23 protein-coding genes are annotated in these 25,415 nt (G+C 69.6%); 1 reads left to right on the forward strand and 22 read right to left on the reverse strand.

Features of this window, described 5'->3' with window-relative positions; genetic code table 11:
- Positions 1 to 2 precede the first annotated feature (2 nt).
- From LZ199_RS37310 to LZ199_RS37330, 5 genes are read right to left on the reverse strand one after another with little or no spacing between them, the layout of a single operon-like run.
- A complete protein-coding gene (locus tag LZ199_RS37310) occupies positions 3 to 326 on the reverse strand; it encodes a bactofilin family protein (RefSeq protein ID WP_002636698.1) in 324 nt (107 codons plus the stop codon).
- Between the two features lie 59 nt (positions 327 to 385).
- A complete protein-coding gene (gene bacN / locus LZ199_RS37315) occupies positions 386 to 727 on the reverse strand; it encodes a bactofilin BacN (RefSeq protein ID WP_141648417.1) in 342 nt (113 codons plus the stop codon).
- 55 nt (positions 728 to 782) lie between these two features.
- Positions 783 to 1,622 (reverse strand): alpha/beta hydrolase, encoded by an 840-nt coding sequence (locus LZ199_RS37320; RefSeq protein ID WP_253998564.1) that lies wholly within the window; start codon positions 1,620 to 1,622, stop codon positions 783 to 785.
- A gap of 12 nt (positions 1,623 to 1,634) precedes the next feature.
- On the reverse strand, positions 1,635 to 3,512 hold the full coding sequence (locus tag LZ199_RS37325) for a tetratricopeptide repeat protein (protein ID WP_253998565.1): 1,878 nt from the start codon (positions 3,510 to 3,512) through the stop codon (positions 1,635 to 1,637).
- A gap of 43 nt (positions 3,513 to 3,555) precedes the next feature.
- Positions 3,556 to 6,051: an ATP-binding protein gene (locus LZ199_RS37330; protein WP_253998566.1), complete on the reverse strand. Its 2,496-nt coding sequence runs from the start codon at positions 6,049 to 6,051 to the stop codon at positions 3,556 to 3,558.
- Between the two features lie 545 nt (positions 6,052 to 6,596).
- On the opposite strand from LZ199_RS37330, the gene LZ199_RS37335 reads away from it, so the two are divergent.
- Entirely contained in the window at positions 6,597 to 8,207 is a 1,611-nt protein-coding gene (locus LZ199_RS37335; RefSeq protein ID WP_253998567.1) for a hypothetical protein, read from the forward strand.
- Positions 8,208 to 8,234: 27 nt separating this feature from the next.
- Here the strand turns inward: LZ199_RS37335 and LZ199_RS37340 are convergent, their stop codons facing one another.
- From LZ199_RS37340 to LZ199_RS37420, 17 genes are all read right to left on the reverse strand, one after another.
- Positions 8,235 to 8,975, reverse strand: a complete 741-nt coding sequence (locus LZ199_RS37340; RefSeq protein ID WP_176435540.1) for a TlyA family RNA methyltransferase — start codon at positions 8,973 to 8,975, stop codon at positions 8,235 to 8,237.
- Positions 8,972 to 10,723, reverse strand: coding sequence for a 1-deoxy-D-xylulose-5-phosphate synthase (locus LZ199_RS37345; RefSeq protein ID WP_253998568.1), 1,752 nt, complete (start codon positions 10,721 to 10,723; stop codon positions 8,972 to 8,974). Before LZ199_RS37345 ends, LZ199_RS37340 begins: the two co-directional genes overlap by 4 nt.
- Positions 10,723 to 11,616: a polyprenyl synthetase family protein gene (locus LZ199_RS37350; RefSeq protein WP_253998569.1), complete on the reverse strand. Its 894-nt coding sequence runs from the start codon at positions 11,614 to 11,616 to the stop codon at positions 10,723 to 10,725. The genes LZ199_RS37345 and LZ199_RS37350 overlap by 1 nt, the downstream gene beginning before the upstream one ends.
- A 29-nt stretch (positions 11,617 to 11,645) precedes the next feature.
- Positions 11,646 to 12,026: a response regulator gene (locus tag LZ199_RS37355; protein ID WP_163864826.1), complete on the reverse strand. Its 381-nt coding sequence runs from the start codon at positions 12,024 to 12,026 to the stop codon at positions 11,646 to 11,648.
- Positions 12,027 to 12,050: 24 nt separating this feature from the next.
- A complete protein-coding gene (xseB, locus tag LZ199_RS37360) occupies positions 12,051 to 12,395 on the reverse strand; it encodes an exodeoxyribonuclease VII small subunit (protein ID WP_253998570.1) in 345 nt (114 codons plus the stop codon).
- A gap of 48 nt (positions 12,396 to 12,443) precedes the next feature.
- A complete protein-coding gene (xseA, locus tag LZ199_RS37365) occupies positions 12,444 to 14,180 on the reverse strand; it encodes an exodeoxyribonuclease VII large subunit (protein WP_253998571.1) in 1,737 nt (578 codons plus the stop codon).
- On the reverse strand, positions 14,177 to 15,916 hold the full coding sequence (locus LZ199_RS37370; protein WP_253998572.1) for an FHA domain-containing protein: 1,740 nt from the start codon (positions 15,914 to 15,916) through the stop codon (positions 14,177 to 14,179). The genes xseA and LZ199_RS37370 overlap by 4 nt, the downstream gene beginning before the upstream one ends.
- Before the next feature lie 36 nt (positions 15,917 to 15,952).
- Positions 15,953 to 17,920 (reverse strand): FHA domain-containing protein, encoded by a 1,968-nt coding sequence (locus LZ199_RS37375; RefSeq protein ID WP_253998573.1) that lies wholly within the window; start codon positions 17,918 to 17,920, stop codon positions 15,953 to 15,955.
- Positions 17,921 to 18,000: 80 nt separating this feature from the next.
- Positions 18,001 to 18,885: a type II secretion system F family protein gene (locus tag LZ199_RS37380; RefSeq protein WP_163864822.1), complete on the reverse strand. Its 885-nt coding sequence runs from the start codon at positions 18,883 to 18,885 to the stop codon at positions 18,001 to 18,003.
- Positions 18,886 to 18,895: 10 nt separating this feature from the next.
- The gene (locus LZ199_RS37385; RefSeq protein ID WP_163864821.1) at positions 18,896 to 19,741 is read right to left on the reverse strand and encodes a type II secretion system F family protein; all 846 of its coding nucleotides are present in this window, start codon (positions 19,739 to 19,741) and stop codon (positions 18,896 to 18,898) included.
- A 39-nt stretch (positions 19,742 to 19,780) separates the two neighbouring features.
- Entirely contained in the window at positions 19,781 to 20,596 is an 816-nt protein-coding gene (gene cpaB, locus LZ199_RS37390; RefSeq protein ID WP_163864820.1) for a Flp pilus assembly protein CpaB, read from the reverse strand.
- Between the two features lie 188 nt (positions 20,597 to 20,784).
- Positions 20,785 to 21,525, reverse strand: coding sequence for a hypothetical protein (locus LZ199_RS37395; RefSeq protein ID WP_253998574.1), 741 nt, complete (start codon positions 21,523 to 21,525; stop codon positions 20,785 to 20,787).
- Positions 21,526 to 21,653: 128 nt separating this feature from the next.
- The gene (locus LZ199_RS37400; protein WP_253998575.1) at positions 21,654 to 22,424 is read right to left on the reverse strand and encodes a hypothetical protein; all 771 of its coding nucleotides are present in this window, start codon (positions 22,422 to 22,424) and stop codon (positions 21,654 to 21,656) included.
- The gene (locus LZ199_RS37405) at positions 22,421 to 22,645 is read right to left on the reverse strand and encodes a hypothetical protein (RefSeq protein ID WP_141647169.1); all 225 of its coding nucleotides are present in this window, start codon (positions 22,643 to 22,645) and stop codon (positions 22,421 to 22,423) included. Before LZ199_RS37405 ends, LZ199_RS37400 begins: the two co-directional genes overlap by 4 nt.
- Complete coding sequence (locus LZ199_RS37410) at positions 22,642 to 23,463, reverse strand: hypothetical protein (RefSeq protein ID WP_253998576.1); 822 nt, start codon at positions 23,461 to 23,463, stop codon at positions 22,642 to 22,644. Before LZ199_RS37410 ends, LZ199_RS37405 begins: the two co-directional genes overlap by 4 nt.
- A complete protein-coding gene (locus tag LZ199_RS37415; protein WP_253998577.1) occupies positions 23,460 to 24,251 on the reverse strand; it encodes a hypothetical protein in 792 nt (263 codons plus the stop codon). The genes LZ199_RS37410 and LZ199_RS37415 overlap by 4 nt, the downstream gene beginning before the upstream one ends.
- Positions 24,241 to 25,407, reverse strand: a complete 1,167-nt coding sequence (locus LZ199_RS37420) for a TadE/TadG family type IV pilus assembly protein (protein WP_253998578.1) — start codon at positions 25,405 to 25,407, stop codon at positions 24,241 to 24,243. Before LZ199_RS37420 ends, LZ199_RS37415 begins: the two co-directional genes overlap by 11 nt.
- Positions 25,408 to 25,415: the final 8 nt, after the last annotated feature.

Consider the following 25,415-nt stretch of genomic DNA (forward strand, 5'->3'; position numbering starts at 1 on the left):
AATCAGCGCTCCTTCATGTCCATGTCGACGTTGCCCTTGAAGGAGGCACCATCGGCGATGAGGATGCGGGGCGCCTTGATGTCGCCCACGACGCGGCAGTCCGTCTTCAGCTCGACCTTGTCGCTGGCGACGATGTTGCCCGTCACCCGGCCGGCGATCTCCACGTTCTGCGTCTCGATGTCCGCCTCGACGACGCCACTGCCCTCGACGTAGAGGCTCTCCTTGAGGGAGATCTTCCCCTTCACGGTGCCCTGGATGACCAGGTCCTCGTCTCCGGAAATCTCTCCGTCGATGACGATGCTCGAACCAATGACCGTATTCGCCATGAGTGTTGTCCGCCCTCTAGAAAGGTGTGTGCCACGCCGTCAGCGGCGCGGCCTGAGCTTCAGATGTCGTCTGGCAGCCGGACGTCCATCTCGATGGAGCCGTTGAACACGGCGCCATCCTCGATGACGATGCGAGGTGCCTTGATGTCGCCGGCCACCTTGGCCGAAGCGTTGATGGCCACGCGAGTCGAGGCGTCGATGTTGCCGCTCGCCTCGCCATTGATGGTCAACTCCTCGGCGCGGATGTCCGCCTGCACCTTGCCGGTGCTCTCGATGGTGAGGTGGTTCTTCAGGGCAATCTGCCCCTCCACCCGTCCCTCGATGACAAGGTCCCCTCCGCCCGTGAGGTTCCCCTTGATGACGATGCCCTTACCGATGATGCCCGTTTCACCCGTTGCCATGCGGTGACCTCACCCAGAGCCCGCTCCTTCCGAGGAGCCGAGCGCTTTGATTATGTCAGAGATGCGCGGAGATCCAGCCGGAGATATCCCGGAACACCTCGGCGCGCCCCACCTCGTTGAGCGGCTCGTGCCTCATGCCGGGGTACTCCTTGAACTTCTTGTCCGCCGAGCCCGCCGTCTCGAAGAACACCCGCGCCGCCGCCGGCGCCGCCACCCCGTCGTCCGCTCCGCAGAGCACGAACAGCGGGACTTGAATCTTCGGCGCCAGGAGCATCGCCTCCGCCTGGGCCTTGGTGGATTCAATGAACCAGCGAGGCGTGGCGATGGACAGGTAGAGCGGGTCCTCCCGGGTGGCGCGCTGCACCTCCGGGTCCGCGGTGAGCTGCTCTACCTTCAGTCCCGAAGCCAGTCCCAGCCAAGGCACCAGTGAACCCACCGCGCGTGCCGCCATCACCTTCACGGCGGGCGGAGTCAACGCCAGCTTGAAGTAGGGGCCTGACATCACCAGTCCGGACAGGCCCTCCACCTTGCGGCCGCCGGCCCAGTGCGCCGCCATCAGCCCGCCGTGGCTGTGGCCGAGCGCGAAGGTCTTCTTGCCACCAGCCGCGGCGCGCACCCGCTCCCAGAAGACCTCCAGGTCATCCACGTAGTACTGCCACTTCTCGCTGTACGCGCGCCGGCCCTCGGCGCGGCCGTGGCCCCGGTAGTCGAAGCCGTGCACCGCGAAGCCGTCCGCCAGCAGCGCGTCCGTCACGTACTGATAGCGACCGAAGTGGTCACCGTAGCCGTGCACCACCGCGACATGCGCTCGCGGCTCCGCGTCCGGAAGGTGCGTCTTCCAGAAGAGCCGCGTTCCATCCCGGCCAGTGAAATAGCCCTCGTCGTGGCGAGCCATAGGCCCAGCAACTTAGCGGCCCGCCGCACCCATGGATAGCGCCTTGAGCTTGCGCTCCAGCGCCTCCCGCTGCCCGGGGGGCTCGGCGGACTCGGGGTCCAACGACAACACCTCCAGCGCCCGGCGCCACGCACCGGCGGCATCCGCGCTCCGAGCCGCGCGCTGGTAGGCGTCTCCCAGGTGCTCCAGGATGACCGGCTCGTCCGGCGCCAGCGACGACGCGCGCTCCAGCGCCTCCACCGCGCGCGGATAGTCCCCCCGCCGGAAGTAGACCCAGCCCAGGGAATCCAGGAAGGCACCGTTGTCGGGACGCAGCTCCAGCGCGCGGAGCACCAGCCGCTCCGCCTCGTCCAGGTCTCGGCCTGTCTGAGCCAGCAGGTAGCCCAGGAAGTTGAGGGCGGCGGCGTGGTCCGGCTCCACCTCCAGCACGGCCCGCATGCGCGCCTGCGCCCCGGCCAGGTCCCCCTGGCGCTCGAAGGCGGCGCCCTGCACATACAAGAGGGCCTGGTCCTTGGGCGCGCGAGTCACGGCTTCACGCAGCAGGGCCAGTGCCTCCGCGCCCCGGTTCTGACGCTGGAGCGTGCCGGCGAGCGCGTCATACAGCGCGGCGGAGGGGCCTTGCGCCAGGCCCTCCTTCAGCACGGACTCGGCGCGCGCGGCCGCCCCGCTGCGCTCCAGCGCACGGGCGTACTGCGCACGCACCTCCAGGTCCGACGGGGCCTCCTGGAGCGCGGCGCGCAGGAGCGCGAGGGCCCGGGGATGCTGCCCCGCGAGCGACAGGCACCGGGCGCGGCGCACGCGGGCATCGGCGAAGACGTCGGAGCTCTCGGGCACGGCCTCGAAGGCCTGCGCCGCGTCGGCGAAGCGCCGCAGACGCTCGTGCACCAGGCCCGCGTAGTAGGCCAGCCGGGGCTCGTCGCCACTGGCCGCGCGGGCGGACTCCAGCACCTCCACGGCGGCGGCGGGCTCGCGCTCGGCCAGGTAGCTGAAGGCCACTCGCACCGCCGTCTCGGGCTCGCCGGAGAGCGACAGGAGCCGGTCGAAGTACGCCCGGGCCCGCACCACGGAGCCCGCCTTCAGCGCCGAGCGCCCCGCGGACATCAACACCTCCTGGCTGTCCGGCTCGCGCTCCAGGGCCCGGGCCAGGGTCTCCTCCGCGCGGCCGGGCCGCCCCGTCTCCTCGTACAGCTTCGCCAGCGTGCCCAGCACCTCCACGTCGCCCGGATCTCTCGAGGCGGCCTCCGTCAGCAGGCGCTCGGCCCGGTGCGTGTCACCGCGCTCCGCCAGGGCCAGCCCCAGGCGTCGGTAGCCGGAGGCCTCGCCCGGCAGCGCCCGCGCGAGGGACTCCACCACCTTCACCGCCTCGGCCGGAGCGCCGGACTCCATGTAGAGCTGCGCGAGGACGAGGTAGGCCTCGGGCTCGCGAGGCTTGAGGGCGATGGCCCGACGCAGGTGCAGGCGCGCCCGGGTGAAGCGGCCCGACTCCAGCAGCACGCGCCCCAGCATGGCGTGGGCCGGGTAGTACGCGGAGGAGCGCTCCACGGCGCGGCGCAGCTCCTGCTCCGCCTTGTCGAGGTCCCCCAGCCGGGCGTACTCCTCCGCCAGTCGGGTGAGCAGCAGGGGGTGGCCGTCATCCGTGGCCAGGGCCAGACGCAGCGCATCCACGGCGCCGCGATGGTCCCCTGCATGGTGCAGCAGCCGCGCGCGCAGGTACTGGGAGTAGCTCGCGGACGAGGAGAACGCCCCCTCGTCCGAGGCCGCCGCGTCCATCGCCTCCCGCATCGCCTCCCGGTCCACGCGCGGGCGCCTGGCCGGAGGGGCCGCGGCGAGGGCTCCGGGCTCCCACAGGGCGGCAAGCAGCACGACGGCGAGGAGGCGAGAGGGGCTCACGCGAGACGAAGTCTAGCGCGGCCCCAGCCCGCGTGCAGGTGCCTCAGGTCACCTCGGGGGGAGGCGCGCCCAGCTTCTCCAGCAGCTTCTCCACCGGGTCGCTGTCCTGGCTCACGTCCGCCACCGCCGAGCGGTACTCGGTGTCCGTCGCCTTCTCCACATCCGGAATCAACCGGCTGATGACGTTGCGCGCCGCCTCCGCGTTGCACTCGGGCAGAACGACGACGAAGACGCCTCCGCCCAGGTGGGAGATGGCATCCGGGTGACGCACCCGCTTGCGGATGACGTCCGCGATGTTGGCGGGCACCGGGTCCACGGGGCGGTCCGGCCGCAGCACCGCCAGGCTCAGGGCCCGGTGGTAGCGCCGGCTGCGCGCCAGCTCCTGCTCCAGCCGCATCAGCAGGCCGCGCCGGTCATGAAGGCCCGTGGCGGGGTCGCTGCCCGTGCGACGCTGGAGTGACGAGCCCTCCTGATGCTCACGCTCCCCCTGGCGCAGCTTGAGCGCGCGGTCCGTGCGGTTGAGCAGTTCCACCGCGTTGAACGGCTTGCTCATGTAGTCCACGGCGCCCAGGTTGAGCGCGCGGACCTTCTCCGCCACGCCCTGGTGCGCGGACAGCAGGATGACGGGGATGTGCGCCGTGTCGGACGACGACTTCAGCGCCATGGCGGCGTCCAGGCCGTCCAGCTTGGGCAGGAAGACGTCCATGACAATCAGGTCCGGCCGCTGGGCACGCGCCCGGGCCAGGCCCTCCGCGCCGTCGCGCGCCACCTCCACGCGGTACTTCGAGCGCAGCACCTCCGAGAGCACGGCGGCGATCTCCGGCTCGTCCTCCACCACGAGGACGCGCGGCTGCTCGTGCACACTGGTCGCCGCGACGGGTGGACGCGGGTTGCGCGGCGCCTCCTGCGCGAGCGGCAGCGTGAAGACGAAGAGGCAGCCATGCTCCGGCGGGCTCTCGGCCCAGATCTCCCCGCCGTGCAGCTCCACGAACTCCTTGCAGATGGCGAGCCCCAGCCCCGTGCCCTTGCCACCGTGCCGGTAGCGGTCGAACACCAGGTGCAGTTCGTCCTGGGGGATGCCGACGCCGTCGTCCTGCACGCAGACCTTGGCCGCGTCACCGTCCGGACGACCCAGGCGCCGGGTGGACACGACGACTTCGCCCGCGTCCCGTGCGTGGTGGATGGCGTTGGTGATGAGGTTCTGCAGCACCTCGTGCAGCTTCACCTCGTCGCCGATGAGCATCAGGCTGTCGGGGCAGTCCGCGCGCAGCGACACCCCGCGCTCGGCGGCCAGGATCTCCAGCTCGTTGACGGCGTCGCGGCACAGCTGCGCGACGTCCAGCACGCGCGGCTCGATGGACAGCCGAGCCGCCTCGCCCTTGCCCTTCTCCAGCAGGGATTCGACGAGACCGAGGATCTTCTTGCCCTGGCGAATCATCGCCTCGGCGGACTGCTTCTGCTGGGACTCCAGCGGTCCTTCCAGGAGAAGCCGTCCGTGTCCCAGCAGCACCTGGAGCGGGGCGCGCAGGTCGTGGCTGACCACCGCGATGATCTCATCCTTGAGGCGGTTGAGCTCCTTGAGCCGGCGGTTGGCCTCGAGCAGCTCGTGGTAGCGCTCCACGTAGGCCATCTCCAGGTCTTCGCGCTTCTTCTTCACCGCGGTGTGGAGCCGCGCATTGCGGATGGAGTTGGCCAGCACGCCGGCCACGGCCTGGGTGAACTCCTGCTCGTCGCGCCCGAAGGACGCGTCCATGCGCGAGACGCGCAGGAACAGCGCGCCCAACAGGTCGTCCTGACAGATGAGCGGCTGCACCAGGATGGACTTCACGCCCAGCGGGACGAGCGACGTGCGCACCTCCGCCATGAGCGGATCCCGCTGCGCCTCCTCGATGAGCACCGGCTCCCGCGTCTCCAGCGCGCGGCGCAGCTCCGGATAGCGCGCCACCTCGATGTCCAGCTGCACGAGGCTCGGGTCCTCCTGCGTCGCCACCACCCTGCCCGTGCGGGCATGGCTTCCCTCCACCAGCACCACCGAGCACCGGTCCGTCCCGGTGACGCGGCCCACCTTGTCCACGGCGATTCGGAGGATCTCCTCCAGCTCCAGCGAGCTGGTGGCCGCCTGGGTGATCTCCAGCAGCATCCCCATGCGCAGGCGGACGCGCTCCTCCCTGTCCCGCAACCGGCCCGCACGCAGCGCGGCCTCCAGGCGGGGCACGACTTCATCCGCGCCGCGAATCCAGTCGTCCACCGCCAGGCGCTTGAAGGCCTCCGCGGACCGGCTGCGCCCCAGGTCCACCAGCACCGGCAACCGCTGGAGGCGCTCCACCCGACGCAGGGACTCCAGCAGCTCCGCCGCGCGCTTCGCCGTCACCGACAGCAGGACGACCTCCGGCTGCAGCGCGTCCGCCACCTCGGCCAGCCCGCTCTCCCGCTCGGCCGACGCGCAGTGGTAGCCGCTCGCGGTCAGCCGCTCCATCAAGGCGTCGCCGGACTCCTTCCCGGCCACCACCAGAACGCGTCCACGCTGATCCGCCTGCATCTCGACTCTCACAGTGAACCTCGCGCCGACGAATCCCGGACCGGGACTCGATGGGGAGGCTGCAAAAACCCGTTGAGTGCGTAAGGGTTCATGGTTCGGATCCCGATCATGCCGCTGATCACGTCCGTGGGCCAGAGCGGCGCACATCCGGAGACGGCGGTAACTGTGAGTGGTACCGCGGAGGCGTCATGCCCATCGTGGCTTTCCCGCAGGCACGGCGAAGGTGCTCCGGGCGGGCGCCGGGGGAAATGGGCGCGCAAAACAGCGCAGGCGGCAGAACCTTCCCAGGCCCACCGCGCATGAGCACCGGTCGCCCGGTCGGGCGCCGTCCATTCAAGCATCCTGCCGGCCGTCATCGCTTGCTCCCACCCGGTTCCGTGTTGCCCTGGCTTCGCGGACTTACCTGACCTCCGCGCACGGACACCCGGCGGCTATCACGTCACGGCCCCGTCAAGGGCGGCAATCGACGCGGGAGGGGGGTTCCGGGGGCGTTTCGGAGGGGGGATGATGCCGGGAATGGTGCGAGCGAGATAGAGTGCGGCGCCATGCTCCACCCCTCCGTGACTCGGCGTGCATGGCGCACCGCCCTCGTACTCGTCTCCGGCCTGGCCACCGCTTGCGGCAATGACCCACCGCCGCCCACGCCGGATCCCCCCCAGGTCAACCTGACGGTCCCCGAGGGGAACCTCGCGGGGACGGCCCTCCCGCTCATCGTCAACGTGTCCGGCTGCGAGAAGGTCGCCACGCTGAACCTGTACGACCGGACCACCTTCCTGAAGGCGTTCCCGTACGCGAGCGGGGCGACCACGGTGGAGCTAGCGGCCGCCGACATCCCCTACGCCAACCCGCTGGTGGGAATCGCCGCCAGCCTGTCGCTCACCGCGGAGGTGGTGTGCGATGACGGGCGGAAGAACACCTCCCTGCCCCAGCCCGCCACGTTCTTCCCCGTGGCCCGGGCGGTGGATGATCCCCAGGGCCTCCAGGTCTATTCCACCCCGCTGGCCATCGACGGCACCGGCAGCCAGATGACCTTCCTGAGCTGCGCCAAGACGACCACGGGCGGCCTGGAGACGATGTACCGCCACAACTCGGCCGGTGGCGGGGCCACCTTGCTCCAGGTCCCCACCGTCTGCAATGCGTCCACGGTCATCACCCCGCGCAACCCGACCTCTCGCAAGCGGTGGGTCTGGACACCGGGCTATGGCGCGTTCGCCCTCGCCGACGACTTCAAGGTTTCGTCGCGCACGCCCATCGACGTCGCGGTCAATGACTTGTCCGTCATGCCCAACGGTGACGCCATCATCCGCACCCGGACGGGCATCATCCAACGCGTCTCCCACGCCACCACGGACGGCCTGGGCATCGGCGTCACCCGGTGGGCCTACAAGCGGGACATCTCCGTCAACGACCCCATCGGCCAGCTCCTGGTGACTGGCACCGGCAAGGTGCTGGTCGCCAGCCATATCGCCTACAGCGGGAACCGCGCGGACGTCGTCGTCGAGGAGCTGGATGCCGAAACGAACGCGGCGAATGGGACGCGAATCTCGGAGGTCGTGGTCAAGGAGATCCTCAACGTCAACGCCGCCACACCGCTTCCGGTGGGCTCTTTCAGCCCGGATGGCAGCATCCTGTACCTGGGCTTCGCCCTGCCCGAGAACAAGTCGCAGATCATCGCGTGCATCTCGAACCTGCCGGGCTGCAACGGCAACGCCTCGAGGTGGGCCACGGACGTGCTCACCGGCCAGGTGACGCAGATCTCCACCTACGCCAACGGCAACCGCGTCGCCGCCGCGACGACCCAGCGCGTGTGGCTGCTGGACAACGCCACGGGCGTCATCCGCAACCGGGAGAACCGCTCGGTGGACGCCAACGGCGCGCTCCACGTGAAGTACCTGCTGCCGGCGCCCGCCCCTTCGACGGACCTGTTCTTCCTCAACGGGCCCGAAGCCCAGGGACAGACGGTGACGCTGCCGGTGGAGCTGGTGGGCGTGGACCAGACACCGGGCAGCGTGGCCGAGGGCCGGGAGCTGTTCCGCTACCAGGTGCCCGTCTCCATGGGCGCCGCCTTCGACGACACGAACCGGCTCTGGATGCGCACTGGGCTCAAGCTGCTCCAGCTCCAGCCGTCGTCGCAGTATCGCAGCGCCCGGCCGTAACGGCCTGTGAACTCGCGCCGAGCGGACTCAGGGCCGCTCGGCGACGAGGAGCGCTTCGACGTTGCCAGCGGGCCCCGGCACGGGGGAGTCCATCAATCCGCGCACGGTGAGCCCCTGCTCGCGCACGAAGGCCGTCACGGTGTCGATGGCATCCTGGCGCGCGACGGCGTCCCGCACGACGCCCCCCTTGCCCACGCGGTCTGGCCCCACCTCGAACTGGGGCTTCACCAGCGCGGCCAGCAGCCCTCCTGGCTCCAGGAAGCGCAGCACGGAGGGCAGCACCTGGGTGAGCGAGATGAAGCTCACGTCGATGACGATGACGCCCACCTTCTCCGGCAGGTCCTCGTCCGTCAGGTAGCGCGCGTTGACGCGCTCACGCGAGCGCACCCGGTCATCCTTCCGGAGCTTCTCGTGGAGCTGGCCGTACCCCACGTCGATGGCGTGGACCCGCACCGCGCCATGCTGGAGCAGGCAGTCGGTGAAGCCTCCCGTGCTCGCTCCGATGTCGGCGGCCACCTTGCCGCGCACGTCGAGCTTGAAGTGGTCGATGGCGCCCTTCAGCTTCAGCCCCCCGCGAGAGACGTACGGCAGCACCTCGCCCTTGAGGCGCAGCTCGGCCTCCACCGGAATCAGGGAGCCGGGCTTGTCCACGCGCTGGTCATCCACCACCACCAGCCCGGCGAGGATGAGCGCCTGGGCCTTGGTGCGCGACTCGGCCAGTCCACGCTCCACCACCAGCACGTCCACCCGCTCCTTGCGAGGCTTCACGGTTCGCTCCTCCCCAGCAGCGCCAGCGCGGCCCGCCGGAGGCCCGCCGCGTCCAGCCCGAGCTCCGCGCGCTGCACCCGCGCGTCTCCATGGGGAACGAAGGCGTCCGGCATGCCCAGCACCCGCACCCGCGCGGCGACACCGCGCTCCGCGTAGAGCTCCAGCACCGCGCTGCCCAGGCCCCCTCGCACCGTCCCCTCCTCCGCCACGACGACGGGGCCGTGGGAGGCGGCCTCCAGCAGCGCCACCTCGTCCAGCGGAGAGAGGCCCCGCGCGTCGAGCACGCTCCAACGCGGCTCATGCCTCGCGGCCTCCAGCGCTGCCAGCCCCAGCGGCCCCAGCGTCACCAACGTCAACTCCGGGCGCTCGGCGCGCACGAGCCACCGGGCACCCCGCACCGGCGCGTCCTCCACCCGGACCTCGGGCGGCGGCGCGGGCAGCGTGCCCCGGGGGAAGCGGAGCACGGAGGGATGCGGCGCCTGGAGCGCGGTGGCGAGCATGGGGCCGAAGTCCTCCCCCACCACGGGCGCCCACAACGCGAGCCCCGGGAGCGGACGCAGCGACGCCACGTCATAGGTTCCCTGGTGCGTGGCGCCATCCGCGCCCACCAGTCCCGCGCGGTCCACCGCGAAGACGACGGGCAGGCCCGGCAGACACACGTCGTGGATGATCTGGTCGTACGCGCGCTGCAGGAACGTGGAGTAGATGCAGCACACGGGACGCGCACCCGCGGCGGCGAGCCCCGCGCAGAAGGTGACGGCGTGCTGTTCGGCGATACCCACGTCATGGACGCGGTCCGGGAAGCGCGCCTTGAGGGCATTGAGCGCGGAGCCCTCCAGCATCGCCGGCGTCACCGCCACGACGCGCGAGTCCCGCTCCATCGCCTCCTCGAGCGCCAAGGCGAGCGCCTCGCTGTACGTGCGCTGGCCACCGCGCGAGCGCACCAGCTTGCCGTCGCGCCACTCGTACGGGCCCATGGCATGGCCACGCGTCTGCGCGTCCGCCTCCGCGGGAGGGAATCCCTTGCCCTTGAGCGTGAGCGCGTGGACCACCACCGGACGGGACGACGCGCGGGCCTCCCGCAGCGCGTGCATCAGCGCGCCCAGGTCGTGCCCGTCCACCGGCCCCAGGTAGGTGAAGCCCAGGCCCTGGAAGAAGTCGCGCGCGCCTCGGGTGCGCAGCAGCGAGGGAATGGCGCCCACGTTGGCGCTGATGGACATCTGGTTGTCGTTGAGCACCACGACGAGCGGCAGGTGACTGCCTCCCGCATTGTTGAGGCCCTCGAAAGTCAGCCCGCCGGTGAGGCCTCCATCCCCGAGCACCGCCACCACGTGGCCCCGGTGGCCCATCATCCTGCGGCCCTCCAGCAGCCCCAGCGCCGCCGACACGGCCGTGCACGAGTGGCCAGCCAGGAGCGCGTCGTGCGGACTCTCACGCGGGTCCAGGAAGGGCGCCACGCCGCCGGCCTGCCGCAGCGTGTGCATCCGCTCGCGCCGCCCGGTGAGCAGCTTGTGCGCGTACGTCTGGTGGCCCACGTCGAACAGGATGGCGTCGGTGGGCGAGTGGAAGACTCGGTGCAGCGCGACGATGAGCTCCACCGCTCCCAGCGAGGCGCCCAGGTGGCCGCCCACCTTCCCGCAGATGGAGATGATGTCCTCGCGGAGCTCCTCGCAGAGCCGTGGCAGCTCCGCTTCGGGAAGCGCCCGCATGTCTGTCGGAGAGGCGATGCGTTCCAGCAACCCCGGCATCAGGACTTCCGCTCCACCACATAGCGCGCGAGCGCCGCCAGCGGACCATCCTCGCCCTCGAGCGGGCGCACCGCCTCCACCGCCAGGGCCACCTGCTCCTGCGCCATGCGGCGAGAGGCCTCCAGCCCCACCACGGCGGGGAACGTGTGGCGCCCGGCCTCCGCGTCCGCGCCCGCAGGCTTGCCGAGCTGCTCCTGCGTGGACGTCACATCCAGCACGTCGTCCGCTATCTGGAAGGCCAGCCCCACCGCGTCCCCGTAGAGCTGTGCGCGGACGAGCGCCTCCGCATCCCCACCACCCGCCAGCGTGCCCATGCGACACGCCGCGCGGATGAGCGCCCCCGTCTTCATCCGGTGCAGCCGCACCAGGTAGTCCAGGACGGCGGGACGGTCCTCGGCGGTGTCCAGCACCTGCCCGCCCACCATGCCCACGGCCCCCGACGCCACCGCCAGCTCCCGGCACAGCGCGCCCCGCACGGGCTCCGGCCCGTCAGCGAGCAACGCGAAGGCCTCCGTCAGCAGCGCGTCGCCGGAGAGGATGGCCATCGCCTCGCCGTACACCTTGTGGTTGGTGGGCCGTCCGCGACGGAAGTCGTCGTCGTCCATGGCCGGCAGGTCGTCATGCACCAGCGAGTACGTGTGGACGTACTCGAGGGCACACGCCGCGTCACCGGACACGGGCGATATCAGCGAGGCGCGCGCCACCGCGTCCGCGAAGGTGAGGCACAGCACCGGCCGCAGGCGCTTGCCGCCCGCCAGCAGTGAGTAGCGCATGGCCTCCACCAGCCGCGGAGGCGCACCAGACGAAGCGAGCCGCTCCACGCGCTCGAGCAACAGCGATTCCACCCGCGCGTGCTGGGTGCGCAGGAACGTATCCAGGTCGAAGTGGGCCATGGGTCGGTGCTCCTTGCGCCGGTGAGATACTAGGGAGCGGGCGGAGGCACCAGCTCACGAATGCGCCGGACGAGCTTGTCCGTGTCCAGGGGCTTGACGAAGTAGTCCGCGGCGCCGACCTCCCGGCCGCGCCGCTTGTCCTCGGAGTCTCCCCGCCCGCTGATGAAGATGATGGGGATGTCCCGGAAGTGCTCGTTCTTCTTCACCGCCTTGCACAGCTCGAAGCCATCAATCCAGGACATGTTCACGTCCAGGAGGATGGCCTGGGGACGGTGGAGCTGCAGCGAGGCGATGAGCCGCAGGCCGTTGGCCGCGAGCGTCACCTCGAAACCCTCGTCCTCGAGGGCCGCGGCGAGCAGCTCCCGCGTGTCGCGGTCATCATCGACGATGGTGATTTTCGGCTTCGACATTCCGGTGTGCGCGTCCCGCACGACCTAGAACGGGACGTCATCCTCGGGAGGAGGCCGGGGTGTGGGCGCCCGGGGAGCCGCCTGGGCGGCGGGACGCGCGGACACCGACAGCGGTGCCACCACGTCGTTGCCGTCCTCATCCTGGAGCAGTTGTTCGATGCGCTGCTCCGCTTCCGTCAGCAGCTTCTCGCCCCGGCGTACCAGCCGGATGCCTTCCTCGAACGCCTTGAGCGAATCCTCCAGTGACAGGTTGCCGCTCTCCAGCCGGCCCACCGTCTCCTCGAGCCGGGACACGACGTCCCCATACTGACCGGGAACCTCGCCCTCCGCCGCCTTGTCCACCTTGGACGCCTTGTCCGCCTTCGCCACAGCCTTCCACCTCCCCGTTCGGGGCGCGGGACTCTAGAGGGTGGCCCGTTAGCAGTCCACCGGCCCTTTTACCAACGTGACAGTGGCTTCGACTTCTTCACATCCGCCCAGCGTCTTCGCCCCGTTCGCCGCGAGTTTGATGCCCAGGCGCTCTCCCACCTCGACGTCCGCCGCGGAACGCACCACCCCACCGTCGCGTTGACGGAACACCACCGAATAGCCGCGCGACATCACCTTCAGCGGGCTCATCGCGTCCAGTCGCCCCTCCAGAGTCTGGAAACGCCGCTGTGCGTCCGCCAGTGTTCCCTGCTGGAGCGACCGCAGCCGCGCCTGGTGCGCCGCCAGCCGGGCATGCTCCCGCGAGACGAGCGCCGTCGGCGAGGCCCGCTCCAACCCGAGCCGCGCCGTCGCCAGCGTCGCCTGTCGCGTCGCCACCCCCGCGCGCGCCGCCTCCGACAGTCGGCGGGCCAGCTTCAGCAGATGAGCGCGTTGCTCGCCCAACCGGGCCTGGGGCCGCGCGCGCTGCAGGCGCTCCGTCAAGGCTCGCAGCGACTCGCGTTGCTCGCGCACGGCGGGCCGCAGCACGCGCATCATCGCCTCCACCTGCTCGGACAGGTGCAGTCGCTGGTGGTTGAGCGCCCGCCTCGGGTCATCCAACCGCGAGGCGAGCTGGCCCTGTCGCTCGCGCAACTCCAGCACCCGGCGCTCCATGGCCCGACGCAGCCGCCCCGCCTGCGTGGCGAGCGACAGCTCCAGGTCCGCGAGCACGGGGGCCAGTCGCTCCGCCGCCGCGCTGGGGGTGGCCGCCCGCCAGTCCGCCACGAAGTCGGAGATGGTGAAGTCAATCTCGTGGCCGATGGCCGACACCACCGGCACGGGCGAGGCGAAGATGGCGCGCGCCACCTCCTCCTCGTTGAACGTCCAGAGGTCCTCCACCGAGCCACCGCCGCGCGTCACCACGATGACGTCCACGTCGGCGCGTCCCAGCCGCGCAATCGCCCGGGCGACCTCCGGCGCGGAGCCCTCGCCCTGCACGCGCGCGTCCGCCAGCAGCACGCTCAGCCGGGGGTTGCGCGAGTGCAACACGCGCAGGAAGTCCTGGAGCGCCGCGCCCGTGCGGCTCGTCACCACGCCGATGCGCTGGGGCAAAAACGGCAGCGGACGCGGAGGCCGCACGCGGCGGTCGCCGATGAGCCCCTCGGCCGCCAGCCGCGCCTTGAGCTGCTCGAAGGCGAGCGCCAGCGCGCCCTCCCCCACCGGCTCCAGCCGCGTGACGATGAGGCTGTAGCGCCCCTGCGGCTCGTACAGGTCGACGCTGCCCTCGGCCACCACCTCCATGCCGTCGCGCAGCGCGAAGCGCATCCGCCCCGCGAGCGACGCCCACACCTTGGCGTCGATGGACGCGACGGAGTCCTTCAGCGCGAAGTACCAATGCCCGCGCGCGTTGGCGCCGCGAAAGCCCGTCACCTCGCCGCGCACCATCACCCGTGCGAAGCGCGACTCCAGCGTCTGCTTCAGCTGACGCGTCAGCTCCGCCACGGAGAGCACCGAGCGCTCGGGCTTGGGCGGCGCGGCGGGAGCACCCTCCAGCGGCCCCAGGAGCCCCGTGCCGTCAGCGCCCACCGGAGGAGGTGGCGGCGGAGCCTTCCTCGGTGCCGCCACGCGCGGCGCGGAAGGAGGCACCGCGGAGGACGCGGATGCGGAAGAGGCACCGAACAAGTCCCCCTGGAAACCCGACGTGGCGGGCGGCGGCGACTCGCCGCCCGCGCCCTTGCGCTTCGTCATCGCGAGAGCTTCTCGACCCAGGACTTCGCCTTCTCGTGGTACTCGTCATCCGGCGGCGTCATGGCGACCACGTCCTTGAACTTGGGCAGCGCGTCCTCCGGGCTGCCGTCCTTCAGGGAGTAGGCCAGGAGGTAGAGCTCCCGCCCCTTCGTCTTCAGCTCGCTGATGATGTTCGCCGCGCCCGCATGGCCCGGGTCCGCCTGGAGCGTGCGCCGCGCGAACTCCATGGCGCGAGCCCACTGCCCCGCGGCCTTCGCCGAGCTGGCGCTCTTGTAGAAGATGGTCGCCGCGCGGGTGCCCGCGTTGCGCGCCATCTTGCTGGTGCGCCCGTCGGTGATGTCCTTGTCCAGCGCCAGCAGCTTCTGGAGCCCCTTCGCGTCCAGGTCCTCCAGGCGCTTGTAGAGCGTGCTGAACTCCGACATCTGCGCGAGCAGCTTCTTGCACTGCGGATTCTTCGACATGCACGCGTTGAGGATGGCCACGGCGCCGGACATGTCTCCGTCGCGGAAGCGCTCCACCGCGGGCTCCCAGGGCTTGGGCGCGGGGCCTGTCGGAATCACGCGGGGCGTGTCGCGAACGGTGATGGCCTGCACGGCCTGCTCGTTGATGAGCTTGGCGTCGCGGTGCTCGGGGAAGGCCTTGATGACGTCGTCGGTGATGGCCTTCGCGGAGTCAATCTGCCCGGTGTCCATGGCCGTGCGCGCCTCGCGGGTGCGCTTGTCGGCCAGCTCCGACAGCTCCCGCTTCGCCGCGTTCACCTGCTCGTAGAGGAACTGGCTCTCGCCCGCCTTGCTCAGCGCGGCGGAGGCCTTGCCCAGCTCGTTCTTGGCCAGCGCGGCGCGCGCATCCATGAGGCGCCCCTGCACGGGAATCTCGCGTTCGGCGTGCTGGAGATAGTCCTTCACGCCAGGGTAGTCGGGAGCCGTGGTGGACAGCTCCTCGAGCTTCGCCTTGGCCTCCACCCACTTGCCCTCGCGCACCAGGTTCTTCGCGTCCTGGAAGATGGTGCTCAGCTCCTTGCGGACGGATTCCTGCTGGCCCTTCTGGGCGAGAATCTCCTCCTGCTCCTTCACCATGCGCATGCGCGCGATGCCCAGACCGGCGAAGAGCACCACCACCACGCCGCCCGCGAGCAGCTTCAGCCGCATCTTCTTGCGCAGGACCTCGGGGTCCTGCGGCGCCATGGCGGTGGAGCGCGCGCTGCGCACGCGGCCACCCTCCACGCGCGGAGGCGGGCGGGCCGGCGACGAGCCCCGGCTGGTGGAAGCAGAGGAGGCGCTTGCCGTGCGCCCCCGCGACGGGGCGGCCACCATCAGCGTGGAGTTGACCACGTCCTCGAAGCGAAGCTCCGTGTCGCCCAGGGTGATGACATCCCCGTTGGCCAGGGGCGTCTCCTCGCCAATGGCCTCGCCATTGACGAGCGTCCCGTTGCCGGAGCCCAGGTCGCTCACCATCCACGTCGCGCCCGCCTTGCGCACCATGACGTGCTTGCGCGACACGGAAGTGTCGGGGATGCAGATGGGGTTGTCCGCGGCGCGGCCGATGACGTACTCGCCGTCCTGCAGCGAGAACTCCTCACCTGACTTGGGCCCCGCGACGCAGATGAGCCGGGGGGAGGCCGCCACGGGGGCAGCGGAGACAGGAGACGTCCTGCGGGCCGCGGGGCGAGCTCCTGTCCCGCCCGAGGGCGTCCCGGAAGGAGGCCTGCGACGAGCAGGAGGGGAACCGTTAGACATGGCGAATCACCGACTTCCTGAAGAGAGAGCACCAGCTCAGAGCTCGTGCTCGAACGCCTTTTCCTGGGCCAGATTGTGGCAGCGATGCTCGGTGGTAGGGAAGCGCCTGCTCACTTCTTGCAGCGCCGCCCGAGCCTTCTTCGCGCTCCGGAACTGCACACTCCGTTGGAATTCAAGCATGAGCTGGGCACATTGGTGGTCCAGCTCGGCGGAGACCTGGGAGAGCTGGTAGCGGACGTCCTGGTACAGGTCCGGCTTCGGGTCCATGGCCTCCAGCGTCAACCACGCGAAGCGGAACTGCTGCCAGGCCCGGAAGAGGTTCTCCGCCCCTACTCCCTTGGTGTCGAAGAACCGCCTGCCCGTGGAGGCATAATCCCGCGCCTGCGCGAGCAGCTGCTCCGGAGGAAGCTCTGGCACGGGGATGACCTCCAGCCGCAGGTTCCAGACCCGCCAGGTCTCGTTGCCCGGGGGGTTGCGCACATTGTCGAAGACGAAGCTGTTCAACTCCCCGCGCTTGAGCGTCCGGGCGGGGAGGATGTGCTCCAGCTCGCGCTCGGCGGTGGTGGTGGTATCCGGGGGGACCCAGCCCAGGTTCACGCCATTGAGGGACAGGGACACCTCTTCCTTGGAGATGCCACTGGCCTGGTAGTGCAGCAGGGCCACCGCGCGGGTGGGCGCGACGAACTGGAAGTCGAAGGACTTCTGGTCGGAATGCTCCCAGCGCACGCCCTCTCCCAGACCGAACGAGTCGGGCACGTTCTCGACGCCCAGGGTCAGCGGCTCCGCCCCCTGCCCGCCCGAGGCCACGCCCCCCGGCAGGAACACGAAGGCCAGCGCGCTGCCCGCCAGCCCCAGCACGAAGAGCGTCACGGTGCTCGTCAGGAGCCTGCGGGCCAGCGGCAGCCCGCGCCACCACAGCCAGAGCTGGCCGGCGCGAGTGCTCGCGAGCTCCCGACGCTTGCGCGCCCGGTCCGCCGCGGTGGGGCCCGTGGGAATGGGAGCGGAGGTGACCTTCGTCGTCTCCGGCACGAGCGCCGGCGGCGGGAGGGCCGGCGCGAGCGCCTGGGGGGCCGGCACGGGCGCCTCGGTCCCCGGAGCGCGGGTCCGAATCGGCCGGGTGGCGTCCGCGTCGACGGAGGACTCTTCCAGCAGGAGTCCGAGGTCGGCGAGCGTGGGCAGCGCCAGCTCCGTGCGCTCCTCCCGCTCCTCCGTGAACGGCGCGATGAACCCCGGCGGCATCGCGGTGGCGACAGGCGGGATTTGGATGGCCAGGGCCACCTCGGTGCGCTCCTCCTCGACCTGCTCCATCACCGGCGGGCCTGGAAGCAGCGCGAGGCGGTCCGCGAGGAGGGCCACCTCGGTGCGCTCCTCCACGAAGGGCTCCACGGGCGGCAGGCTCGGCGCCACGGGCGCGACGAGCGGGCGCTTGCCGCTGGGCGGAGCCAGCGCGGGAAAGTCATCGGCCAGCACCGGTATCGGACGCGGCGCCACGGGCGCGACGAGCGGGCGCTTGCCGCTGGGCGGGGCCAGCGCGGGGAAGTCATCGGCCAGCACCGGTATCGGACGCGGCGCCACGGGCGCGACGAGCGGGCGCTTGCCGCTGGGCGGGGCCAGCGCGGGGAAGTCATCGGCCAGCACCGGCACCAGACGCGGCGGCGCCACGGGCGCGACGAGCGGCACCTCGCCCGTGGGGAGGTACTGTTGCTCCACTCCGCCCGGAGGCGGCGGGGCCGGCGGGTTGCGGCGGATGGGACGCGTGGCGTCCTCGTCCCCATCCGGGGGCACCCAGAGGAAGGTGAACTCCACCGGGCCCACGCCGATGCGGTCCCCATCCCGCAGGAGCTGCTCGCCCTTCAGCACGCTGCCGTTGAGGGCCGTCCCGTTGGAGCTGCCCATGTCCTGCGTGAAGTACTGCCCGCCCCGCAGGACGATGCGGGCATGCAGACGGGAGACGCCATGGTCATGCAACACCAGGTCGTTCTCCGACGTCCGACCGATCTTCACCTCGGCCTGCTCGAAGACGAGCTCCCTGCCCTGCTGGAGCCCCTTGGTGATGGAGAGGAGAATCGGCAGAGGACTACCCCCTACGCGAGCTCACCGAAGAAGAACTGGAACACGATGGGCCCGAAGAGCACCATGAACACCGTCGGGAAGATGCAGGCGATGAGCGGGAAGAGCATCTTCACCGGGGCCTCGCCGGCCAGCTTCTCCGCGCGCTGCGTGCGGTCGATGCGCATCTGCGTGGACTGGATGCGCAGCACCTTGCCCAAGCTCGTGCCCATCTTGTCCGCCTGGATCAGCGCCGTGACGAACGTCGTCAGTGGCGGCAGGTCCACGCGCACAATCATGCTCTTGAGGCCTTCTTCGCGCGTCTTGCCCATCTTGAGCTGCTTGAGCACCAGCTGCAGCTCCTCGCGAAGCGGGCCCGTCTTGCCCTTCTCCACGACCTTGGCCAGCGCGGCGGTGAAGTCCAGGCCCGCCTCCACCGACAGCGTCAGGAGGTCCAGGTTGTACGGCAGCGCGCGGCTGATGAGCAGGTGGCGCTTCTTGACCTGGTCGTTCAGCCAGAGCATCGGGTAGTACATCCCGAAGAGCAGGAACAGGATGGACCAGACCAGGTTCTGCCCCGTGCCGTTGAGGATGAAGAGGCCCATCAGCAGGCCCACCACGGCGCTCACTTCCTGGAGCGCCATCATGTCCTCGGGCTTGTAGCCCTGGGGCTCACCGGCCTTGATGAGGTTGCGGCGCGACTTCGCCTCGTAGCCCGGCCAGATGAAGCGGCGGTTCATGGCACCCAGGCGGCGGATGGCCACCGAGCCGAAGCCCTTCATGCCGCCCTGGGACTCGTCGCGCACTTCCGACAGGAAGCGCTCGAAGAGCACCTGGTACAGACCGAGTCCGAGGAAGCCGATGGCTCCCGCGAAGAGCAGCGCGGAGCTGCCGACCAACACTTGCGTCAGGATGTCCACGGAGCACCCCTCAAATATCGATGTTGACGATGCGGCGGATGATGAGGATGCCCAGGACTTCCATGATCGCGATGATCACCACGAGGATCCACCCGAAGAAGTGGTTCATCATGGGCTCCATCAAGTCCGGCCGCATGTAGTTGAGCACCATGCCCAGCACGCCGGGCATGGCCGCGACGATCCACCCCTGCAGCTTGCCCTGCGAGGTGAGGGCGTCGATCTTGCCCTCCAGGCGGAAGCGCTCGCGAATCACGTTGGACATGGTCTCGAACATCTCCGCCATGTTGCCGCCGAGCTGGCGCGAGATGTTGGTGGACACCACCACCAGCTCCAGGTCGTCGCTGCCCACGCGCTTGCCCATGTTGACGAGCGCCTCTTCCAGCGGGACGCCCAGCTTCACTTCCTTCACGAACAGGCCGAACTCCTGCGACAGCGGCGCCATCGCCTCGCGCGCCACGTGCTCGATGGCCTGCGGGAAGGTGAGACCGGCCTTGAACGCGTTGGCCATCGCCTGCAGCGCGTCCACCAGCTGGACGTTGAACTTCTTGATGCGCCGCTTGCGGTAGTGCTTGACCATCAACATCGGCAGGAAGAAGCCGAACACCGTGGCCACGACGGCCAGGATGGGGTTGAAGATGATGTAGGACAGGATGCCCAGCAAGCACATGCACGCGATGTTGAGGACCAACATCTGGCGCGCATCGATGAAGAGGAACATGTCGCTCAAGTCGTTCATCGACTTGGCGACGTAGCGCTCCTGGTACTGCTCATACGCCTTCGAGAGGACGCTGAAGATCACCAGGCTGAAGAAGAAGACCGAGCCTGTGACGAGGAGGAGGACGATTCCGGCAAGCATGGGCGCGCTTCCCTGGGGGTGAGGGCGGCGTGGCGCGGACTACTGGGCGCCAGCGGCGGCGGCCTTCTCGCTGCCGCCCTTGATGATCTGGATGATCTCCCGGCGCTTGGCTTCCAGCACGCGGGTACGCTCACCGGACAGCAGGGTGCTGATGGTGGCGCGGCCGCGCTCCTCGATGAGGTCGACGTCGTCCTCGTTGCGCAAGCTGAGCGTCAGTGCGCCCAGCTCCGCGGCCAGCACGAGGATTTCCGCCTCTTCCGGCAGCACCATCAGCGACACGTTGTTGTAGTCGCGCTGGCCTTCCGGGATGAGGTTGACGTTGGTGGTACCGGTGATTTTTCCGGTCGCCACCACGATGATGTTCTGCAGCAGCGTCACGCCGACGTTCTCGTCCGTCTGCGGGTCGCGGAACGTGCCGATGATGTCCACGTGGTCATTCGGGCGAATCCAGCCGCCGACGGCGGTGGTGTTCTTCGCCTCGATGGTCATCGCGCGCATCTTCTTCTGCACCTTCGAGGACAGGCGCTCGGCGGCCTTGGTCGTCTCGAACTGGCTCCACAGCAGCGGATCACCCGCCTGCAGTGCCACGAGCACCTTCTGGTTCACGACGTAGGACGCCGAGTCAGGACGAACCACCGACGAGGTGACGAACTGCTCCGGCACCGAGCGCTGGGAGATCATCTCGAAGGTGATGACGGTGCCTTCGGGGACGTCCTGGGCCGCGACCACCACGGGTACCAGGTTCCAGCCGCGGCGCACGTCGGCTTCCTTCTTCTTGATGGCGGAATACGCGATGACACCGGCGAGAAGGCCGAGTACGAGCGCGACGACGAGCGGGGTCTTGCCCTTCAGCATGGTTCAGGAACCTCCAAAACGGGGGGGCGCCGTTCGGCGGCGAAGGCGTTCGAGGGGTGTAGAAATCTAGAAAGGCGCACCTTGCGCCGATGGCGCGGGATGTTAGCCGTGCGATACAGCAGGTGTCAAAACCACCTCCCGCGACAGCACTGAATCCCGCGCCATCCCTGTCGAAATCAGCGGTTGCGTCAGAGCTTCCGGATCGCTTCCCGGTCCTCTTCGGTCAACCCGTTGTATTCGGTGATGCTGTAAAGGGCGTCCTGGACGACGTCGGCTTCGTCCTCGTCGTCGATGGTCTTCCCTTCCAGCAGGTTCAGCAGCTCCAGGATGTCCGGGTCCGTGGAGACGGGGCCCAGTTCGAAGGGGCCGTCCTGCTCGGAGGGGCCGCGCGCCTCGTTGAGGCAGTAGAGGTGGAACGGAACGACGTAGAGCTCCTCCTCGCCACCGCCGTCGGCGCCTCCGTCGATGCCGCCCGGGCCAATGCCCGTGGGAGGAACGTTGATGCGCACGCGGCCCATCAACATGCCGTTCTGGATGCGGCTGGGCGACACGTTGAGCATGACGAGCCCCGGCGGGAACGTCACCTGCACGGGAGCCCCCGTGTTGTTGCGCAGCGGAACGCAGACCAGCACCGCGGGGCCCGTGCCCACCGGGGCCACGCCATTGCCACAGTCCTTGGTGGCATCGCTCGCGCCGTACAGCGGCCCGACGATTTCCACGCCCGGAGGCAAGGTGAAGGTGGTGCCCACGGGAGCTCCCGGGTCCTCACCGAAGCCGGGCCGCTCCTTGTTCACCCCCGCGTCGAAGGTGATGGGGCCGCCGTCCGTCCTGCCGCCGTCGCCATCATCGCCGTCGTCACTGCAAGCCAGCACCCCTGCTGCCCCTACCGCCGTCGCGACGACCATCCACTTCCAGGCCGCATGCGCCATTGCGCGCTCCTTGTCCTCGTCGTTGATGCGAAAGCGACCCTCCGGCCTTGGGCCACCGCGTCATGAGGTGGTCCGAGACTGGCTGACTACCGGGTCGTCGGCAACACCGGTGTGCATCATCGGACGTGTCAGGGAGTGGGCGACGGCGACAACTGCTCGATGGGCGACGCGGCGGGCTTCTCGGGAGGGGGCAGGTCCGGGTTGTAGAGGCCGCGCAGCACCAATTCCCGCTCGCGCTCGTCGAGCAGCAGCGCGGGCTCTCCTCCTCGGAGACCGACCATGCGGAGGCTGAAGCCCACGCCGTCCGGCGTCACGTGCACCCACAGCGCGCCGGGAACGAGGGGCGCGGGGCGCGACTCCTCCGACTCCAGCCACACCACCTGCACGGGCACGGCGCGGAACTCGCGGGTGCGAAGCTGCTCGTGATTGGGCCCCGCCACCTCGAGCGCCTTGCGCCAGGACGCTTCATCCGTGGGCGCCTCACCGTGCGACTGGAGCTCCTGCACCATCGACAGGTGGACCCGCCGCGCCACCCGTAGGAGGGACAGGTTCGCCACCTCTTCCGAGCGCGCCTCCTTGAGCGGGCGCCCATCCCCTGCCCCCACCGCGCCCACCACGGACACGAGCACCGTGGCCGAGGCCCAGAGCGGCGCGGACCTTCCCCGCACCAGGCCCCAGACGAGGCGCAGCCCGCTCACCACCGCCAGCAGGCAACCGGCGAGCAAAATCCAGCGCGGCGGCGGGCCGGAGTGGAACGACTGGCCCAGGCCCCGGGCCAGGTGTCGCCACTCGGGGACCGAGACGGAGATGACGCCCGCCGCCATCGCGAGGAACACGGCCGCGTGAAGCAGCCGCAACACCAGGGGCGACGGCGCCGCTGCTTCGCTCCGGGAGGTCACGGGAACGGCAGGTTCAGCACGAAATAAAAGGAGTCGTAGTAGATCTGGTACGAGCGCATGAACAGGTCGATGACGTTCGACTGGACGTCATCCGTCCAGCGGACCTTGACCGACGCGCCGATGACGAGCGCGACGACCAGCACCCAGTTCAGGATGGAGTATTCGACCATGGCCTGCCCACGTCGGGAGGCGCGGAGGCGCTGCGTCTTGGGGAAGCTCATGGGGCTTTCTCCGAATCGGCGGGGTCCTTGGGGGCGTCCATCGCCGGAAGGTCCGGGAAGACGCGGTCCGCGTACTCCAGGCGGACCTTGGGCGCGGACGGGGGCGGTAGCACCATTCGAGGCTTGGCGTCGATACCGTACTCCGCCACCTCCATCGAATGGGCGATGCCCGGAATCTCCATCTTCGCCATCTGCATCAACGGAATCTCGCGGCTGATCCACATCCGCTTGATGACGGTCTTCTTCACCACCACCTCCACCGGGACGACCGTCACGGTGCCCGCCAGCGTCATCACCCGCATCTCCTTGCTGGTGCGAAGCACGGGCTTCATCCCCGCCGGCACGGTGAACTTGGCGTCCTCCGGATCCACGACCTTGTCGTCCTTCTCCTGCTGGTCCATCTTCTTCAGGACGTGGCCCAGCGCCTCTTCCGAGTACTCCTGGGGACGGTCCGTGGGCCCGCCCACGAAGAGCCGGGAGATGGCGTCGTAGCGGATCTGCTCGCCCTCGCGCGCCACCAGCATGCGCATCTGCATGAGGGGGGACTTCATGGCCGGATGCGTGCCCGCCTCCATCTCCACCCACACCGCGTCCCGGCCCTGCTTGTCCTTCTCCTCCCCCACCACCGCCATGCGCCAGTAGTAGACGCGCAGGCCCCCCGCGCCGCCGTCGAAGCGGTACGTCACCCAGTCGCCCACGCGCGCGCTGCGAGCGCCTCGGGACAGATGGGACATGACCTCACGCGCCGCGGGGCTCTCCTCCGCGCGCGCGGGCGCCGCCATGAGCACCACCGCGATGACGGCCCACGCCCCCCTCATTTGCCCGCCCCCTTCGCCGCCTTCGCCTTCTGCTCCTGCTCCCACGCCTCGCGACTCTTGCGCACCGCATCGTTGTTGGGCACGCCGTCCGGACGGTCCGTCCCCACCCACGTCTGCATGACGGTCGACATCCCATCGTCCACCTGGGAGATGGTCGTCATCACCTGCTCGCCCTTGCGTGCGTGCTCCATCGTCACCTGCGTGCCGCCCCCCAGCTTGGTGGCCGTGCTGCGCACCGGCTCGAAGCCCTGGCGCGTCAGCTCCGCCCCCACCCGCTGCTGCACGTCCGACAAATCTCCCGTCACCAGCGACGTGCGGTTCTGAGAGCCACCCGGGTCATCCCGCGTCGCCAGGTCCTGGCTGTAGAGCGTGCCCTCCAGCTTTATCAGCCCGGACGGGGTGGACTTCGGGGGACGGGTCCACAGGTCGCGCAGCGCCGTGAAGCCCACCGTCTTGCCCAGGTGCGTGCGCAACACGACGCCCCGCTGCAGGCCCTCTCGGGTGAAGAGGGCGGAGACCACGGCCTCGTCCTCCAGGTCTCCCTCCACCACGGTGGGGTAGCCCTCGTCGCGCCACTTCTGCGCGAAGTAGGCCGCCACCTTCTTCATGGGGTCGGTCGTCGTGAAGTAGGCCAGCCGGTAGTACTCGCCCCCGATGATGAGGTCGTTGCCGATGCGCGTGTGGATGGTGCCCGGGTAGACGGGCACCTCCTGCTCGGCGAGCGCCGGCCAGACGGCCAGGAGCGCGACACCGAGCAGGAGCCGGCGGGCCAGCACGTTACTGCTCACAACGAATCTTGTTGTCCTGCTCATCCTTGTTCGTCGCCTCTTGGGTGGCGTCCGGATCCGACGGGTCGTCGGCCATGGCCCTCTTGCACCCCATGAAGTGCGGCCCGCGCGCCAGGAACACCTTGATGTAGTTGCTGTCCCCGTAGGTCATCTCGTCGCGGAACGGCGCGGAGTCAAAGCAGTCCGGCCTGTCATTGTCCAACAGGTCCCTCATCGCATGCAGGCCGCTGCTGGCAGCGCCGTCATAGCCGGTGAGGCCGTTGCAGTTCCCCTTCTGCTGGGGATCGATACCGTAGTTTCGCGCGACGACAAAGGTGCCGAAGAAGTTCGGCAGGAAGCTCCCCAGGAAGTTGAGGATGCCGCCGACGCTTCCGTCCAGGGCCTTCGTCAGGCCGAGGAACACCATGCGCTCCACCTGCACGTGCAGGCCGTGGGGGTCGCTACCAGACCGGTGGTTGCCTGCTCGCCTGTCGCGTACGACGGCGTCACCGCCGTCCGGCAGGTGCCAGCCGTTCGCGTACATCGAGAACTTCGACCGCATGGGGATGCTGGACAGGTCCTGACCGCCGAACGTGTCCGACTTGAAGAAGCCGCCGGGGCCGGAGTTCTCGTCGAGGTAGCTGCGGGGGATGATGACGTTGTCGAAGTTCATCGTGACTTCGGACTCGACCCAGCCCTTGTTGTTGAAGCCCCACATGTCCAGCACCGCGCCCGCGCCCCGGTTGAGCATGCTCAGCACCCCGCCCCCCAGGCTCCCACCCTCGCCCGTGCTGCCAGGATTGCCCAGCATCCCGGACTCGAGGAAGGGAATCTCCTTGTTGGTGATGGTGCCCTGCACCGAGCTGTAGCGCGCGATGAACGACCCCGCGGGCCCGTTGGGCTCCACGGAGTCCATGTCCTTGAAGCGCTCCAGGAGCTCCGTGTGCGCCTCTTGCCGCGCATCCTCGAACGCGGCGTCGTGGTTGCCCTTCGCGAAGTCGGTGAGCGTGTAGCTGGTCATCTCCCAGACGGCGTAGTGCGCCATCTCCTGGAGCTTCAGCTTCGCCCGGACCAACTCCGTCAGGTACATGCTGAACATCAGAATCATGACGAGCAGCGGCACGGAGAGGGCGAACTCCACCGTGGCGGCTCCGCGACGAAAACTCTTTCGGGACATGGGGGTTC

Source organism: Myxococcus qinghaiensis, assembly GCF_024198215.1.
GTDB classification, from domain to species: Bacteria; Myxococcota; Myxococcia; order Myxococcales; family Myxococcaceae; genus Myxococcus; species Myxococcus qinghaiensis.